The organism is Pseudomonas sp. B26(2017) (genome assembly GCF_002113045.1).
Taxonomy (GTDB): Bacteria; Pseudomonadota; Gammaproteobacteria; order Pseudomonadales; family Pseudomonadaceae; genus Aquipseudomonas.
Genome location: NZ_NEJJ01000001.1, coordinates 149884 through 166792, shown reverse-complemented (window position 1 = coordinate 166792; position 16909 = coordinate 149884). Strand labels below are relative to the sequence as shown.

Below are 16909 nucleotides of genomic sequence, written 5' to 3'. Positions count from 1 at the left end.
TGTTTATAGTGGAGGCCGAGGTCGGAATCGAACCGGCGTAGGCGGATTTGCAATCCGCTGCATAACCATTTTGCTACTCGGCCTCAAAACATTTGCTGTCAGTAGCGCAACAACAAACGCTGTATAAACTTGGAGCGGGAAACGAGACTCGAACTCGCGACCCCGACCTTGGCAAGGTCGTGCTCTACCAACTGAGCTATTCCCGCTTGGTGTGGCGCATTCTATAGATTCCAGATGCCCCGTCAACCCTTTGATTCAAAAAAGTTTTATTTCTTTTCAACATCGGTCTTCAGATGTGGCCAGGCAGCCCGAAGGTATTGAACCATCGACCATAAGGTCAGGCCTGCCGAGACCATCAGCAACGCATAACCGATGAAAACCCAGAAACTGAAATCCTTGGGGTTTGCCAGGAGGATCACCAGTGCGAGCATCTGCGCAGCAGTTTTCCACTTGCCCAGATTTGATACGGCTACATGGGCCCGGGCACCGAGTTCGGCCATCCACTCACGCAGCGCCGAGACAACGATCTCGCGACCGATGATGACAGCGGCCGGTAGAGTGAGCCATAGGTTGCCATGTTCTTGCACCAGCAACACCAAGGCAACAGCAACCATCAGTTTGTCAGCGACAGGATCCAGAAACGCACCAAACGGCGTGCTTTGCTCCAGACGTCGCGCGAGATAGCCGTCGAGCCAATCCGTTGCCGCCGCGAAAGCGAATACCGAACTTGAGGCCAGATAGCTCCATTGGTAAGGCAGGTAGAACAACAGAATGAAGATCGGGATGAGCAGGACGCGGAGAACGGTAATCAGATTAGGGATATTCATCGGCACAACTGGCTACGAGGTGAATGGGCATTCTACTCACTATGCAGGTTTGCATAAATCGACTCTGCTAGCTTTTTGCTGATCCCCGGTGCTTTGGCGATCTCTTCGATGCTTGCACGAGACAGCTCCTGCAATCCACCAAAATGTTTCAACAAGTCCCGACGCCGGGTCGGCCCGACGCCCGCAACGCCTTCCAGCGTGGAGGTGCGGCGGGTCTTGCCGCGCCGTGCACGGTGGCCAGTGATTGCAAAGCGGTGGGCTTCGTCACGGATCTGCTGAATCAGATGCAGTGCCGGCGAATCACCCCGCAAGGTGAACTCGTTTGCAGCATCATTCAGATACAAAGTCTCGAATCCCGCCTTGCGTGTTGCACCCTTTGCGACCCCCAGCAAGATCAAATCCGGAACAGCCAGTTCGTTGAGCACATCACGCGCCATCGACAGCTGCCCCTTGCCGCCGTCCACCAGCAGGATGTCCGGCAACTTGCCCTCGCCTTCCTTCAGCTTGCTGAAGCGTCGTGTCAGAGCCTGATGCATGGCGGCGTAATCGTCGCCTGCGGTCACGCCTTCGATGTTGTAGCGGCGGTAATCGGACTTGATCGCCCCTTCCGGGCCAAATACCACGCAGGAGGCCACCGTCGCTTCACCGCTGGAGTGGCTGATGTCGTAGCACTCAAGCCGTTGCGGCGGCTCATCGAGATTCAACACTTCTGCCAGTGCTTCGAAACGTGCGGCAACGTGTTGACGGTTTGCCAGCCTGGCGCCGAGTGCCTGTTCGGCATTGGTCACGGCCAGTTGCTGCCAGCGCGCCCGCGTGCCGCGAACCCGATGACTGATGCTCAACTCACGCCCGCGCAACGCCTGAATGGCCTCGATCAGCGCAGGAAAATCTTCGTGCACGACGTTGACGATCAACTCGCTCGGCAAGTCGCGTTCAGGGCTGCTGATGAAGTATTGCCCGAGGAACGCGGCCATGACCTCTGCCACATCCTCTTCGATCCCGACCTGGGGGAAGAAATTCTTGCTGCCAAGTACCCGCCCTCCCCGCACGCTGATCAGGTGGACGCAGGCACCGCCCGGGTTGACGAACGCGGCGATCACATCGATATCGCCCGTGCCGCCTTCCATGCTCTGCTGATCTTGCACCCGACGCAGCAAGGCGATCTGGTCGCGCAGTTCGGCGGCGCGTTCGAACTCGAGGTTGATTGCAGCCTCTTCCATCGCCGTCGACAGCTCATTGGTCAACGCATGGCTGCGTCCTTCGAGAAACATCACCGAGTGACGCACATCCTCGGCGTAAACCTCAGGCTCGACCAAGCCGACACAGGGCGCCTTGCAACGCTTGATCTGGTATTGCAGGCATGGCCGGGTCCGGTTCTTGTAATAACTGTCCTCGCACTGACGCACGAAGAACGTCTTCTGCAACAGGCTGAGGCTCTCGCGAATCGCCCCGGCGCTCGGATAAGGGCCGAAATATTTGCCCTTGGCCTTCTTGGCCCCGCGATGAATGCTCAGGCGCGGGAATTGCCCGTCAGACAGAAAGACATAGGGGTAGGATTTATCGTCGCGCAACAGAATGTTGTACGGCGGCCGCCACTCCTTGATCAGGGTTTGCTCAAGCAGCAACGCCTCTGTCTCGTTGGACGTGATGGTGGTTTCGACCTGGGCGATACGCCCGACCAGGGCCGCGGTTTTCGGCGCCAGGCCTGTCTTGCGAAAGTAGCTGGCCAGACGCTTTTTGAGGTTCTTCGCCTTACCGACGTACAACAGACGCGCATCGCTGTCGAACATGCGATACACGCCGGGGCGCCCGCTGACGGTTGCTAGAAAGGCGCCCGAATCGAATACTTCAGTCATGGTCAAAGGCTGGCATCAACCATGCCGTGTCGAACCGCCAACAGCGTCAGTTCGACATCGCTGCTGATCGAGAGCTTCTCGAAAATACGGTAGCGGTAAGTGTTCACGGTTTTCGGCGACAAACACAATTTGTCGGAAATGATCTGAACCTTCTGACAACCGACAATCATCAACGCAATCTGGATTTCCCGTTCCGACAACGCGTCGAACGGTGAATCATTGGTCGGCTGAAAGGATTTGATCGCCAATTGCTGGGCAATCTGAGGGCTGATATAGCGCTGCCCGGCAAACACCAGGCGAATGGCCTGAACCATTTCCGGCAATCCGGCGCCCTTGGTCAGATACCCCGCCGCACCGGCCTGCAACAACCGCGTAGGAAACGGATCTTCCTCACACACGGTGACCGCGACCACTTTGATGTCGGGATGACTTCGCAACAGTTTGCGTGTGGCTTCGAGACCGCCGATGCCCGGCATCTTGACGTCCATCAGCACCACGTCAGGCTTCAACTCACGGGCCTTGATGAGGGATTCTTCCCCGGACTCGGCCTGGCCTACCACCTGCAAGCCATCGATATCGGCCAGCATTCGTGTAATGCCTGTACGAACGAGATCATGGTCGTCGACCACTAGCACCCTAATCAAGCAGACACCTCGCGATATGGTCTTATTGGGATGCCGGACACCTTAGCAAAAAGTGCCGGGCAGACCTAGCGGCAAGCGACATATAAAAAGTTTCAAGTCTTCATCGAGGGCTTGCCAGCCGTGGGTTTCAGAGCACAGGTGTACTGAAATCGAGCTGCATCCGCAGGAAACACTCGTCCTCGCCCTGCACAAACATTCCTTTTCTTAGATACAGATTTTGCGCCGGGTTGTTTTTGAACACCGTCAGGCGCAACGCCGGGCGCCGCTCCAGTCGAGCCATCGCAACAACCTGATCGATCGCCCAGGAACCCGCGCCCTGGCCTTGAGCGCTTTCGACGATCTGCAATTCGCGGATATACACAGCCCGAGCATCACGACTCAGGCTGAAATATCCCACTCGTTCACCGTCACGCAGGATCAACCAGTTTTCGCGCCCGGCCCAAGCGACATCGAACGCCTCGTCCTGCCACAGCAAGTCATAGTGAATGTAGTAGCGGAGCATGTTTCGGCAAGTCAGTTCTCGCGCAAACGACAGGTCGGCGGGTGTAGCCTGGCGTAACTCAACACTCATTCCGACCTCGATCTTCTTCAAGTTCATGACCCTTTCTTGAGCACACGTTCAGAAGCAGAGTGTGTCATACACTGGCGGGCGCTCAACCCATAGAGTCTCTCGGGTGCCTGCGATAGCAATTTCTGATTGCTGACGCGCAGCAGCCTCTAGTAAGCTCGGCGCATTCTTTGGAGACAGTTCATGCTCAACACCCTCTCACAGCTTCGTACCGCCAGCGCCTCGCGCTCGGTTGCGGCTGCCCGGGTGAACGGCGCCTGCGCTCCTGCAAGCTTTTATTTTGGGTATTGGTTTAGCCACTGGCGCGCCTGATACCCACACGGCGCCCATTTGAACGGGTCGCCTACCAGAGATTTCTCAACCCCCGGTCGGCCTCCCGACCGGGGTTTTTGTTTTTTCAGGCCCGAACTTTCTCAGCAACACATCAGACACTTTGAGGATTCAACCAATGAACTACGCCACTTATTACCGTTACGACAGTTTTACCGCCTGGCGATTTACCAGCCTCCGCTCGGGACAGCCTGCCGCCTCCGATCGGTCACCCACAGGTGGCAAGCCAACACACGTAGCCAATCCGGCCAATTGTCGAACACCCCAGTAGGGCCGAGTGAGCGGGAAATACCCGCCGTCCGCCCAGGAAGACTGAATATGAACTCGTCCGTTTCTGCTCTGCCACTGTCCACCCTGAACCCTGCCAACGAAGCACTGACCCTGCGTCTGCCGAGTTCGCTGCAACTCAAACAGCAATTGCCCCTGAGCAATGCGCTGAACCAGCAAGTCGTCGCCCACCGCCAGGCGGTCCGCGCGATTCTCGATGGCCATGATCCACGCCTGCTGGTAATCGTCGGCCCCTGCTCGATCCACGACCCCGAGTCCGCGCTTGAGTACGCCAGCAAACTTTCGCGCCTGGCCGAAGAAGTCCGTGATGACATGCTGCTCGTGATGCGTGCCTACGTCGAAAAACCTCGCACCACCGTTGGCTGGAAAGGCCTGGCCTACGACCCTCATCTCAATGGCAGCGACGACATGGCTACAGGCCTCACGCTGTCGCGCGAACTGATGCTGGAAATGATCCGCCTGGGACTGCCGATTGCCACCGAGTTGCTGCAGCCCATGGCGGCCGGGTACTTCGATGACCTGCTGAGCTGGGTTGCCATTGGCGCTCGCACGACTGAATCGCAGATCCACCGGGAAATGGCCAGCGGGCTGAGCATGCCTGTCGGTTTCAAAAACGGGACTGACGGTGGCGTGGCCGTCGCCGTTGACGCGATGCGTTCGGCAGCCCACGCCCATCGCCATTTTGGTGTAGACAGCCAGGGTCACCCGGCGATCATCCAGACCTCGGGCAATCCGGACACCCACCTGGTGCTGCGTGGTGGTCACAAAGGGCCGAATTACGACCGCAAAAGCGTTGCCATCATCAACACCGAGTTGAACCGCCTGAAAATTCCGAGCCGGATCATGGTCGATTGCAGCCATGCCAACAGCGGCAAGGACCCGCTCCGCCAGCCGGGCGTGTTCAACGATGTGCTGGAACAGCGACTGCAAGGTAACCGCTCATTGATCGGCATGATGCTCGAGTCGCATCTGTTCGAGGGATGTCAGGCACTCAGTGAATCGCTTCGCTATGGCGTTTCGGTGACCGACGGCTGTCTTGGATTCGATGCAACAGAACGTCTGTTGCTCGGGGCCGCACAACGCATTCGACAACAAGCCTGACAATCAAGCCGCCCTCCGGTGTGTGATGAACCCGGAGGGCGAGCCCATGTTCAACATCGACGTGTCCTCCCTGGATGCGCGGGATTCGTCCTGTTCTTTCGCTGCGCCCTTCTCTGGAAATCAAGACCTGCTCGCGAGAGCCTGCATTTAACGCGCTTGATTGATCACCCGATGTCAGCCCGACACCCGGCGAGACAGGGTGAACTGCACTGAAGCAAGTAGGCAAAAATTGGAAAAGCGCGCTCGACAAGCCGGGAACCCTCCAAATATTCAGAACCGGATCTCATTCAAAAGTGAAAATTCATACGAACTCTGATCCAGTTTCCACCGTACTAGAAAGAGTATTCAGGCATCGCCTGCGCAACGACTGTTTTAGAGTGACACGCAGACAACATCGATGAATCTCTGCGATCAAGGACGAAAAATGCAACGAAACGCCACAACTCTCTATCCCGTACTGTTGGTGCATGGTCTGTTCGGATTCGAGCGCATTGGCTCTTTCGAACTGTTCCATGACGTCAAACAGGCACTCAAGGCCGCTGGCGTTCAGGTATTTGTGCCGCACTTATCGGCCGTTCATGACAACGAAGTGCGAGGCGAGCAATTGCTCTCGCAGATCGACGCTGTGCTCCGAGGTACCGGCGCGACAAAAGTCAACCTGATCGGTCACAGCCAGGGCGCGTTGTCTGCTCGATACGCTGCAGCGCTTGCGCCACACAAGGTCGCTTCCGTGAGCTCGGTCAGCGGGCCCAACCACGGTTCGGAGCTGGCCGACTTGCTGCGCCAGGCACTGATCCCCGGACGTCTGCCGGAGACCGTGGCGCAGAATGTTGCGACGTTGTTTTCCGACTTTCTTTCTTTGCTCAGCGGACACAAAAAACTGCCTCACCATGCACTGGCAGCACTCAATGCACTGACGACAGAAGGAGTCGGCCAATTCAATGACAAATACCCGCAGGGCCTTCCCGAAACCTGGGGAGGCCAGGGCGCCGAGCGAGTCGATGGCGTTCACTATTATTCGTGGAGTGGCGTTGTGCCGAAGCTGACTGTGCAGCCCCTCGACCCGATGCAGGGCATCTGCCTGGCCCTGTCGGAATATTTCATTACAGAGCCCGCGCAGAACGACGGATTCGTCGGGCGTTTCAGCTCCCACCTCGGCACCGTGATCGGTTCCGATTATCCGCTCGACCATCTGCGCAGCCTGCGTCGGGGCATCGGCCAGGGCAACACGGAGAGTGACCCGATCCAACTCTATGTCGAACACGCCTTGCGCCTGCAAGCGGCTAATCTATAGCGGCCGGTATCAGACGAGCGAATGGAACTTTGCCGAGAAATCGGCCACTGAATCCGGTAGGCTCCCCCCTTTACTGATTTGATTGGAGTGTTTCCCCATGGCTAAAGCCACTGCCCGCCACATCCTGGTTTCCAGCGAAGCCAAGTGCAACGAACTCAAGGCCCAGATCGAAGGTGGCGCCGATTTCGCCGAAGTGGCCAAGGCCAACTCCACCTGCCCATCCAGCCGTCAGGGCGGCGACCTGGGTTCGTTCGGTCCTGGCCAGATGGTCAAGGAATTCGACACCGTGGTATTCAGCGCGCCGATCAACGTCGTGCAAGGCCCGGTGAAGACCCAGTTCGGCTACCACCTGCTGGAAGTGACCAGCCGTCAGGACTGATTTCAGCCCGACCTGCTGCGCAACGGCCCGCCTGATGGCGGGCCGTTTTGTTTCGATTACACCACACCGCTGGCGAACGACGCGCCGCTCGCGTACAAATTGCGCTTATCGATTACCCGGCTTTAAGGCTGACAATGCGACTGGCTTTCCCGACATTGATGTTCACTGCCGTGACCCTGCTGCTGGGGATCACCGGTGTGGACGCCGCACCGCAGCATGCGATGACCGTTTATGGCGAACCGGCAAAGTACCCGCCCGGCTTCAGTCACTTCGATTACACCAACGCCCGGGCGCCCAAGGGCGGAACGATGCGCCGCTCGGCCATCGAGATCGGCCACTTCGACCATGTCCTGCCGTATATCGACAAAGGCATCGGCGTCAGCCAGATCGACGGCCTGCTGTACTCCCCGCTGGCCCAGCGCTCGCTCGACGAGCCTTACACCGTATACGGTCTGGTGGCGCAAAAAATGGAACGCTCGGATGACGGCCTGTCCCTGCGCTTCTTCATCAATCCCAAGGCCCGCTTTGCCGATGGCAAGCCGATCACCTCCGAAGACGTTCGCTACACCTATGACTTGCTGATGACCCAGGGCAGCCTGCGTTATCGCACCCAGTTCGCCGACGTCAAAGGCGTAGAAGTTGAAGCGCCACTCACTGTGCGCTTCGATTTCAAGAGCAACGAGAACCGCACCCTGCCGCTGGACATCGCGACCCTGCCGGTATTTCCCGAACATTGGTGGAAAACCCGTGATTTTGCCGGCGGTGGCGGCTATGAACCGCCGCTGGGCAGCGGCCCGTATCGAGTCGGCAAGGTCGACTCCGGGCGCAGCATCACCTTTGAACGCAATCCCGACTGGTGGGGCAAGGACCTGCCGGTCAGCCGTGGCCTCTACAACTTCGATCACTTCAGCATCGAGTACTTCGGCGACACCGACGTCGCCCGCCAGGTCTTGCGTGGTGGCGCCTACGACTACAACCGTGAGTTCTCCGCCACTGGCTATTCCATCGGCTATGACAGCCCGGCCCTGAGCGACGGTCGCCTGCAAAAGGCGCATCTGGCCACCGAGGCGCCGCAGTCGGCCCAGGGATTCGTGTTCAATCTGCAAAAGCCGATGTTTCAGGATCGCCGCGTTCGTCAGGCGCTGGCCATGCTCTGGGATTTCGAGTGGAGCAACCGGCAGATGATGCGCAACATGTACATCCGCCAGCAGAGTTACTTCTCCAACACCGAACTGGCCGCCCGCAAGCTGCCGGATGCCGCCGAGCTGAAGATTCTCGAACCCTTGCGCGGACAGATTCCCGACGAAGTGTTCACCCAGGTCTTCGAGGCCCCGAAGACCGATGGCAGCGGCCTTATCCGCGACAAACAGCTGCAAGCGCTGGAGCTGCTGGAGCAGGCCGGCTGGAAACCTGATGGCGACCAGTTGGTCAACGACCGTGGCGAACCCTTGAGCTTCACCTTCCTGGTCAGCCAGAACGGCATGGATCGCCTGCTGCTGCCATACAAACGCACGCTGAAGCAGATCGGCATCAACCTCGACATCCGTCGCATCGACTCCTCGCAATACGTCAACCGCCTGATGAGCCGCGACTACGACATGATCGTCACCGGTTACCCGGTCACCACCTCCCCCGGCGGCGAACTGTTGAACTACTTCGGATCGGCGTCGGCCAACGACCCGGGCGCCAACAATTACATGGTGCTGAAGAACCCGGCGGTCGACACCTTGATCAACGGCCTGATACGCGCCTCGACCCAGGCCGACATGTTGCGTTATGCCCATGCGCTGGACCGGGTGCTGCAATGGAACTACTACTGGATTCCCAACTATTACCCGCCGGGCACGTCGACCGTGTGGTGGAACCGTTTCGGCATTCCCACCGTGCAGGCGAGCAATGACGAAGCGATCGAGAGCTGGTGGGAAATCAGCAGTACACCGCTGACCAACCAGCAGATGACGGCCGAGAAAATCAGCCGTGGCAGACCCGGAGGGCCGCACTGATGTGGGCTTACATACTGCGGCGCCTGCTGCTGATCATTCCGACGCTGGTGATCATTCTGCTGGTCAACTTCGTAATCATCCAGGCTGCGCCGGGTGGCCCGGTGGAACAGGCCATCGCCCACTTGCAAGGCATCGGCGGCGCCAGCGTCGGCGGCGGTGCGAGCGAAACCATGAGCGGCACGTCCCGCGCCAGTCGCGGCCTTGATCCGCAACTGATCAAGGACATCGAAAAGCAGTACGGCTTCGACAAACCGGCCCACGAACGCCTGTGGCTGATGCTCAAGAACTACGCGCAGCTGGATTTCGGCAAGAGTTTCTTCCGTGGCGCAACGGTCACCGACCTGATCCTGCAGAAAATGCCGGTGACCATCTCCCTCGGACTATGGGCCACCCTGATCACCTATCTGGTGTCGATCCCGTTGGGCATCCGCAAAGCCGTGCACCACGGCAGTCATTTCGATATCTGGAGCAGCACGGCAATCATCATCGGCTACGCCATGCCGGCATTCCTGTTCGCGATGTTCCTGATCGTGGTGTTTGCCGGCGGCACTTCGCTGAACTGGTTCCCGGTGCGCGGCCTGGTGTCCGACAACTTCGAATCCCTGTCGACGCTGGGCAAGATCGCCGACTACTTCTGGCACCTTGTATTGCCTGTCACGGCGCTGGTGATCGGCGGCTTTGCCACCCTGACCATCCTCACCAAGAACTCGTTCCTCAATGAGATCACCCGCCAATACGTGGTCACCGCGCGCGCCAAAGGCCTGAGCGAAAACCGGGTGCTCTATGGACACGTGTTCCGCAACGCGATGCTGCTGGTGGTGTCGGGCATTCCCCAAGCGTTCATCAGCGTGTTCTTTGCCGGTTCGTTGCTGATCGAAGTGATCTTCTCCCTCGACGGCCTCGGGCGCATGAGTTACGAAGCCGCCGTGTCCCGTGACTACCCGGTGGTGTTCGGTTCGCTGTTCATCTTCACCCTGTTCGGCCTCCTGATAAAACTGATCGGCGACCTGTGCTACACGCTGGTCGACCCGCGCATCGACTTCGCCGCGAGGAATGCCTGATGTTCAAGCTCTCGCCTCTGGGCCGTCGCCGCTTCGAACGCTTCAAGAAAAACCGCCGGGGCTGGTGGTCGCTGTGGTTGTTCATTGGTCTGTTCGTGATCAGTCTCGGTGGTGAATTGATCGCCAACGACAAGCCGCTGATCGTCAGTTATCAGGGCCAATGGTACTTCCCGGTGTTCAAGCGCCATACCGAACAGGAGTTCGGCGGACAACTGCCGTTCCAGGCCGACTACCGCAGCGATTACGTGCAGAAGCTGATCCGCAAGGACGGTGGCTGGCTGCTGTTTCCGCCGATTCCGTTCAGTGACGACACCCCGAACTACGACCTCAACAAACCGGCACCGAGCCCGCCGACTTCGGTCAACTGGCTGGGCACCGACGATCAGGCGCGCGACGTACTGGCTCGGGTGATCTTCGGCGCGCGGGTGTCGATCCTGTTCGCCCTGATGCTGACTTTCGTCAGCGCCCTGATCGGCATCGCGGCCGGTGCCCTGCAGGGTTATTACGGGGGCTGGGTCGATCTGCTCGGCCAGCGTTTGCTGGAAGTCTGGTCGGGATTGCCGGTGCTTTACCTGCTGATCATTCTCTCGGGATTCGTCGAGCCCAACTTCTGGTGGCTGCTGGGGATCATGGCGCTGTTTTCCTGGCTGGCGCTGGTGGACGTGGTACGCGCCGAGTTTCTGCGCGGGCGCAACCTCGAGTACGTCAAGGCTGCGCGGGCTCTGGGTTTGAGTGATCGCAAAGTGATTGTCCGGCACATCCTGCCCAACGCGATGAACGCGACCCTGAGCTACCTGCCTTTCATTCTGACCGGGGCGATTTCCACCCTGACCGCGCTGGATTTCCTCGGCTTCGGCATGCCCGCCGGCAGCGCGTCACTGGGCGAGTTGATCGGTCAGGGCAAGCAGAACCTGCAAGCGCCGTGGCTCGGATTGACCGCGTTCTTCACCCTGGCGCTGATTCTTTCTCTGTTGGTATTCATCGGCGAAGCGCTGCGCGATGCCTTTGACCCGCGCTCATGAACGGACCTTTGATATGACTGACAACCTGATCGAAATCCGTGACCTCAGCGTCGCCTTCCATGGCCAGACCGTGGTGCGCAACCTGTGCCTGGACATTCGCCCCGGCGAGTGCCTGGCACTGGTCGGCGAGTCGGGCTCGGGCAAGTCGGTGACCGCCCATTCGATTCTGCAACTGCTCCCGGAATGCGATGCCCGGACTACCGGCAGCATCCGCTATCGTGGCCAGGAACTGGTCGGCGCCGACCCCAAGACCCTGCGCGATCTGCGCGGCAACCGCATCGCCATGATTTTCCAGGAGCCGATGACCTCGCTCAATCCGTTGCACACGATTGAAAAGCAGATCGGCGAAACCCTGTTGCTGCACCGTGGCCTCGGCGGCAAGGAAGCTCAGGCGCGGATCCTCGAACTGCTCGAACTGGTGGGCATCCAGAAGCCGAAAGAGCGACTGAAGGCTTATCCGCATCAGTTGTCCGGCGGCCAGCGCCAGCGAGTCATGATTGCGATGGCCCTGGCCTGCGAACCCGAATTGCTGATCGCCGACGAGCCGACCACCGCCCTCGATGTGACCGTACAGCGCAAGATCCTGTTGCTGCTCAAATCCCTGCAACGGCGCCTGGGCATGTCGCTGCTGCTGATCAGCCATGACCTCAATCTGGTGCGCAGCATTGCCCAGCGGGTATGCGTGATGAAGGCCGGCGAAATCGTCGAGCAGGCGCCGTGCGAAACCCTGTTCACCGCACCGCAACACCCTTACAGCTGCGTGTTGCTCAACGCCGAACCGGAGGGCGAGGCGCTGCCCCGGGACGAACGTGAAAACGTGCTGGAAGTCGATGATCTGCGAGTCGACTTTACGGTGGGCGGCGGACTGTTCCGGCGCAAGCAATACCTGCGCGCGGTGGACGGCATCAGCCTGAACATCCAGCGCGGCAAGACTTTGGGCATCGTCGGCGAATCCGGCTCGGGCAAATCGACTCTCGGCCAGGCGATCCTGCGCCTGCTCGACTCCAAGGGCAGTATTCGCTTCCAGGGCACGGCACTTGACGGTCTCGACCAGAAGCAGATGCGGCCATGGCGCCGGCAGATGCAGGTGGTGTTTCAGGATCCGTTCGGCAGCCTCAGCCCGCGCATGTCGGTAGCGCAGATCATCAGCGAAGGGCTGGAAGTGCATTGCCAGTCCACCGCCGACGAGTGCGACGACCAGGTGATCCGCGTGCTCAAGGAGGTCGGGCTCGATCCCGAAAGCCGTCATCGCTACCCCCATGAGTTTTCCGGCGGCCAGCGTCAGCGCATTGCCATTGCCCGGGCGCTGGTATTGAAGCCTGCATTGATCCTGCTCGACGAGCCGACTTCGGCGCTGGATCGCACCGTGCAGAAACAGGTGGTCGCCCTGCTCCGCCAGCTTCAGGAAAAACACGGCCTGACGTACCTGTTCATCAGCCACGATCTTGCAGTGGTACGCGCCCTCGCCCACGACATGATCGTGATCAAGGACGGCAAGGTAGTCGAAAGTGGCGCCAGCCATGACGTGTTCGACTCACCGCAGCACCCGTACACCAAAGAGCTGTTGGCCGCAGCGCATCCGGGATAGGCATAATCGCGCCACCTGACTTCCGCCAATGGACGCCGCCATGAACACCACCGAAAGCCTCAAGGATTACCAACGGGTTCGCACGCTGGCGATCCGTTCGTTGTTCGAGATCATCGAGCAATCCAGTGAAGGCACGGTGATTGTCGACCGCGACGCGAACATCGTCTGGATGAACGAGCGCTACGCCCGACGTTTTGGTCTCGACTCTGCGGCCGGCGCCATCGGCAAACCCTGCGAAAGCGTAATCCCCGGCAGCCTGCTGCGCGAAGTGGTGCGCACCGGGCGGCCAATCCTGCTGGACATGCAGGACACCCCGAAAGAACCGCTGGTGGTGATGCGCCTGCCGATCCACGACGACGCCGGCGCGGTGATCGGCGCCATCGGTTTTGCCCTGTTCGGCGAATTACGCACCCTGTCGCCGATGCTCAAGCGCTACCTGAGCATGCAGGAAGAACTGGCCTCGACCCGCTCGCTGCTGCGTGCCCGGCAGACCAAATACAACTTTGCCCATTTCATCGGCACCAGCGCTGCCAGCCTCGAGGTCAAGCGCCGTGCCCGTCGCAGCGCCAGCGCCGAGTCGCCGGTTCTGTTGCTGGGCGAGACCGGCAGCGGCAAGGAGTTGCTGGCTCAAGCGATCCACGGCGCCTCGCCTCGTGCGCACAAAGCCTTCGTCAGCATCAACAGCGCAGCGATTCCCGAGGCGCTGCTCGAGGCCGAGTTCTTCGGAACGGCTCCCGGCGCCTTCACCGGTGCCGACCGCAAGGGCCGCACCGGCAAGTTGCAGATTGCTCAGGGCGGGACGCTGTTTCTCGACGAGATCGGCGACATGCCTCTGCCGCTGCAAAGCAAATTGCTGCGGGTGCTGCAGGAAAAGGAGTTCGAACCTGTCGGCTCCAACGACGTGATCCAAAGCGATGTGCGGGTGATTGCCGCAACGTCGACAGACCTGGAAGCGGCGATCAAGCGCGGCGAGTTCCGAGCGGACTTGTACTACCGGCTCAACGTGCTGCCGATTCAGGTGCCCCCACTGCGCGAACGGCTGGACGATCTGCCGGCGCTCAGTGAAGCGATTCTTGAAGAACTGCGCAGTCAACATGAGCTGAATCGCGAAGCGCTGGAGCTGCTGGGTCAGCATGCCTGGCCGGGGAATATCCGCGAGCTGCGCAATGTGCTGGAGCGAGCGGCGTTGCTCAGTGATGACTTGATGCTGACAGCGGACGACATTCGTGCCGCGATTGGCACGTTTACACCGGTTGAACGGACGCTGGCGCCTTTGTCAGAGCCGCTAGCCAGCGAGACCTTCAGTCAGGCCCGTGAGCGTTTCGACCGACAGTTGATTCAATCCACCCTCGCGCAATGCGGGGGCAAGGTGATCGAGGCGGCTGAGCGGCTCGGGCTTGGACGCTCGACGCTTTACAAGAAGATGATTGCGCTGGGCATTGCAAAGTCTCAATAGAGAGACATAAATCTCCGTAACGGGACAAAATCAAAAGCTTCGCGAGCAAGCTCACTCCCACAGGAGATATGGGTATCCATGTGGTAGCGGGCTTGCCCGCGAAAGCGTCCTCACAGCCATAGAAGTCTCAAAACAGAGACAAAACTTCGAAAACCACCACCAAACATCAACTTAATTCCTTTTATTTCAACAACTTAACCATCTGGCACAGATCTCGCTATAGCCCTTCCCACACCCGTTTCACCCACAAAAATAACAATCGAAGGAGCACACCATGAGTGTGATCATCGCCTTGGCAGCCCTGGCGCTGCTGATGCTTGCGGCCTACCGTGGCTACAGCGTTATCCTCTTTGCCCCGATCGCCGCCCTCGGCGCCGTCCTGCTCACCGACCCTTCCGCCGTCGCCCCAGCTTTCACCGGGGTGTTCATGGAGAAAATGGTCGGCTTCATCAAACTCTACTTTCCCGTGTTCCTGCTCGGCGCCGTGTTCGGCAAGCTGGTCGAGCTGTCGGGCTTCTCCCGCTCGATTGTCGCAGCAGCGATTCGGTTGCTCGGCACCCGCCAGGCGATGCTGGTGATCGTGCTGGTCTGCGCCCTGCTCACCTACGGCGGCGTTTCGCTGTTCGTGGTGGTGTTCGCGGTTTACCCGTTCGCGGCGGAAATGTTTCGCCAGAGCAATATCCCCAAACGCCTGATCCCGGCGACCATCGCCCTCGGCGCGTTCTCGTTCACCATGGACGCCCTGCCCGGCACGCCGCAGATCCAGAACATCATCCCCAGCACCTTCTTCAACACCACCGCGTGGGCGGCGCCGTGGCTGGGCGTGATCGGCACGATTTTCGTGTTCTGCGCCGGCATGCTGTTCTTGCAGCGCCAACGCAACAAGGCTCACCGTGCGGGTGAAGGCTACGGCACCGAACTGCGCAACGAACCGGAAACCGCCGAAGACCTCAAACTGCCGAACCCCTGGATTGCTCTTTCGCCGCTGCTGGCGGTGGGCATCATGAATCTGCTGTTCACCCAGTGGATTCCACAGTGGTACGGCAAAACCCACAGCCTCGCGCTGCCGGGCATGGCCGCGCCGGTCACCACCGAAATCGCCAAACTGACGGCGATCTGGGCGGTGCAAGCGGCTTTGCTGGTGGGCATCCTGATGGTGCTGGCGTTCGGTTTTAAAGCCATCAAAAGCAAGCTCGCCGAGGGCAGCAAAAGCGCTGTCAGCGGAGCGCTGCTGGCGGCGATGAATACCGCGTCGGAATACGGTTTCGGCGCTGTGATCGCTTCGTTGCCGGGGTTTCTGGTGCTGGCCGACTGGCTCAAGAGCATTCCCAATCCACTGGTCAACGAAGCGATCACCGTGACCTTGCTGGCGGGTATCACCGGCTCCGCTTCGGGCGGCATGAGCATCGCGCTGGCCGCGATGTCCGAACAATTCATCAGCGCCGCCCACGCCGCCAATATTCCGCTGGAGGTGCTGCACCGGGTGGCCGCAATGGCCAGCGGCGGCATGGACACCCTGCCGCACAACGGCGCGGTGATCACCCTGCTCGCCGTCACCGGCCTGACTCACCGTGAGGCCTACAAGGACATTTTCTGTATTACGCTGATCAAGACCCTGGCGGTTTTCGTGGTGATCGGCACTTTCTACGCCACTGGCATTGTGTGAGGTATTGATGACGACTCTTTCTGGCAAGACCGCACTGGTTACCGGCTCCACCAGCGGCATCGGGCTGGGCATCGCCCTGACGCTGGCCAAGGCTGGCGCCAATCTGATCCTCAACGGCTTTGGCGATGCTTCAAAGGTGATTGCCGAAGTCGAACAGTTCGGCGGCAAAGTCGGCCATCACCCGGCGGACGTCAGCGACCCGGCGCAGATCGCCGACATGATCGCCTACGCCGAACGCGAATTCGGCGGCGTGGATATTCTGGTCAACAACGCCGGCATCCAGCACGTTGCGGCGGTTGAAGAGTTTCCTGTGGAGCGCTGGGATTCAATCATCGCGATCAACCTGTCGTCAGTGTTTCACAGCACCCGCCTGAGTTTGCCGGGCATGCGCGCCAAGGGCTGGGGCCGGATCGTCAACATCGCCTCGGTGCACGGTCTGGTCGGTTCCACTGGCAAAGCCGCGTACGTGGCAGCCAAACATGGCGTGATCGGCCTGACCAAGGTGGTCGGCCTGGAAACCGCCGCCAGCAACGTCACCTGTAACGCCATCTGCCCGGGCTGGGTGCTGACGCCACTGGTGCAGAAGCAGATCGATGATCGCGCAGCCAAGGGTGTCGACCCACAGCAGGCGCAACACGACTTGCTGGCCGAGAAGCAGCCGTCGCTGGAGTTCGTCACCCCTGCACATCTGGGTGAACTGGTGCTGTTTCTGTGCAGCGAAGCCGGTAGCCAGGTGCGTGGGGCGGCGTGGAATATCGATGGCGGGTGGCTCGCGCAGTAAGCTTGCAACTGATCGCTCCCACGTTGCGGTGGGAGCTTTCTGACA

Annotated in this window: 14 protein-coding genes and 2 tRNA genes; 10 read left to right on the top strand and 6 right to left on the bottom strand. The window is 59.8% G+C overall.

Annotated features, from left to right (window positions below; genetic code table 11):
• Nucleotides 1-9 precede the first annotated feature (9 nt).
• The 6 genes from CAF79_RS00660 to CAF79_RS00635 form a co-directional block, all read right to left on the bottom strand.
• Nucleotides 10-83, bottom strand: a tRNA-Cys gene (locus tag CAF79_RS00660).
• Nucleotides 84-130: 47 nt separating this feature from the next.
• Nucleotides 131-206, bottom strand: a tRNA-Gly gene (locus CAF79_RS00655).
• Between the two features lie 60 nt (nt 207-266).
• Nucleotides 267-827, bottom strand: a complete 561-nt coding sequence (pgsA, locus tag CAF79_RS00650; RefSeq protein WP_085695967.1) for a CDP-diacylglycerol--glycerol-3-phosphate 3-phosphatidyltransferase — start codon at nt 825-827, stop codon at nt 267-269.
• 32 nt (nt 828-859) lie between these two features.
• The gene (gene uvrC / locus CAF79_RS00645; protein ID WP_085695966.1) at nt 860-2683 is read right to left on the bottom strand and encodes an excinuclease ABC subunit UvrC; all 1824 of its coding nucleotides are present in this window, start codon (nt 2681-2683) and stop codon (nt 860-862) included.
• A gap of 2 nt (nt 2684-2685) precedes the next feature.
• Nucleotides 2686-3327: a UvrY/SirA/GacA family response regulator transcription factor gene (uvrY, locus tag CAF79_RS00640; protein WP_032829778.1), complete on the bottom strand. Its 642-nt coding sequence runs from the start codon at nt 3325-3327 to the stop codon at nt 2686-2688.
• 127 nt (nt 3328-3454) lie between these two features.
• Nucleotides 3455-3898, bottom strand: a complete 444-nt coding sequence (locus tag CAF79_RS00635) for a GNAT family N-acetyltransferase (protein ID WP_085696436.1) — start codon at nt 3896-3898, stop codon at nt 3455-3457.
• A 645-nt stretch (nt 3899-4543) separates the two neighbouring features.
• On the opposite strand from CAF79_RS00635, the gene CAF79_RS00630 reads away from it, so the two are divergent.
• The 10 genes from CAF79_RS00630 to hbdH all read left to right on the top strand — a co-directional run bounded on the left by CAF79_RS00630 (nt 4544) and on the right by hbdH (nt 16864).
• Nucleotides 4544-5614: a 3-deoxy-7-phosphoheptulonate synthase gene (locus tag CAF79_RS00630; protein WP_085695965.1), complete on the top strand. Its 1071-nt coding sequence runs from the start codon at nt 4544-4546 to the stop codon at nt 5612-5614.
• 424 nt (nt 5615-6038) lie between these two features.
• Nucleotides 6039-6908 (top strand): triacylglycerol lipase, encoded by an 870-nt coding sequence (locus CAF79_RS00625; RefSeq protein ID WP_085695964.1) that lies wholly within the window; start codon nt 6039-6041, stop codon nt 6906-6908.
• Between the two features lie 97 nt (nt 6909-7005).
• A complete protein-coding gene (locus CAF79_RS00620) occupies nt 7006-7287 on the top strand; it encodes a peptidylprolyl isomerase (protein ID WP_007952068.1) in 282 nt (93 codons plus the stop codon).
• Between the two features lie 134 nt (nt 7288-7421).
• Complete coding sequence (locus tag CAF79_RS00615) at nt 7422-9290, top strand: extracellular solute-binding protein (protein ID WP_085695963.1); 1869 nt, start codon at nt 7422-7424, stop codon at nt 9288-9290.
• On the top strand, nt 9290-10351 hold the full coding sequence (locus CAF79_RS00610) for a microcin C ABC transporter permease YejB (RefSeq protein ID WP_085683859.1): 1062 nt from the start codon (nt 9290-9292) through the stop codon (nt 10349-10351). Before CAF79_RS00615 ends, CAF79_RS00610 begins: the two co-directional genes overlap by 1 nt.
• On the top strand, nt 10351-11373 hold the full coding sequence (locus CAF79_RS00605) for an ABC transporter permease (RefSeq protein WP_085683860.1): 1023 nt from the start codon (nt 10351-10353) through the stop codon (nt 11371-11373). The genes CAF79_RS00610 and CAF79_RS00605 overlap by 1 nt, the downstream gene beginning before the upstream one ends.
• 13 nt (nt 11374-11386) lie before the next feature.
• A complete protein-coding gene (locus tag CAF79_RS00600; RefSeq protein WP_085695962.1) occupies nt 11387-12961 on the top strand; it encodes an ABC transporter ATP-binding protein in 1575 nt (524 codons plus the stop codon).
• 40 nt (nt 12962-13001) lie between these two features.
• Nucleotides 13002-14417, top strand: coding sequence for a sigma-54-dependent Fis family transcriptional regulator (locus CAF79_RS00595; protein WP_085695961.1), 1416 nt, complete (start codon nt 13002-13004; stop codon nt 14415-14417).
• A 274-nt stretch (nt 14418-14691) separates the two neighbouring features.
• The gene (locus CAF79_RS00590; RefSeq protein WP_085695960.1) at nt 14692-16083 is read left to right on the top strand and encodes a GntP family permease; all 1392 of its coding nucleotides are present in this window, start codon (nt 14692-14694) and stop codon (nt 16081-16083) included.
• A 7-nt stretch (nt 16084-16090) separates the two neighbouring features.
• Nucleotides 16091-16864: a 3-hydroxybutyrate dehydrogenase gene (hbdH, locus tag CAF79_RS00585; protein WP_007952053.1), complete on the top strand. Its 774-nt coding sequence runs from the start codon at nt 16091-16093 to the stop codon at nt 16862-16864.
• Nucleotides 16865-16909: the final 45 nt, after the last annotated feature.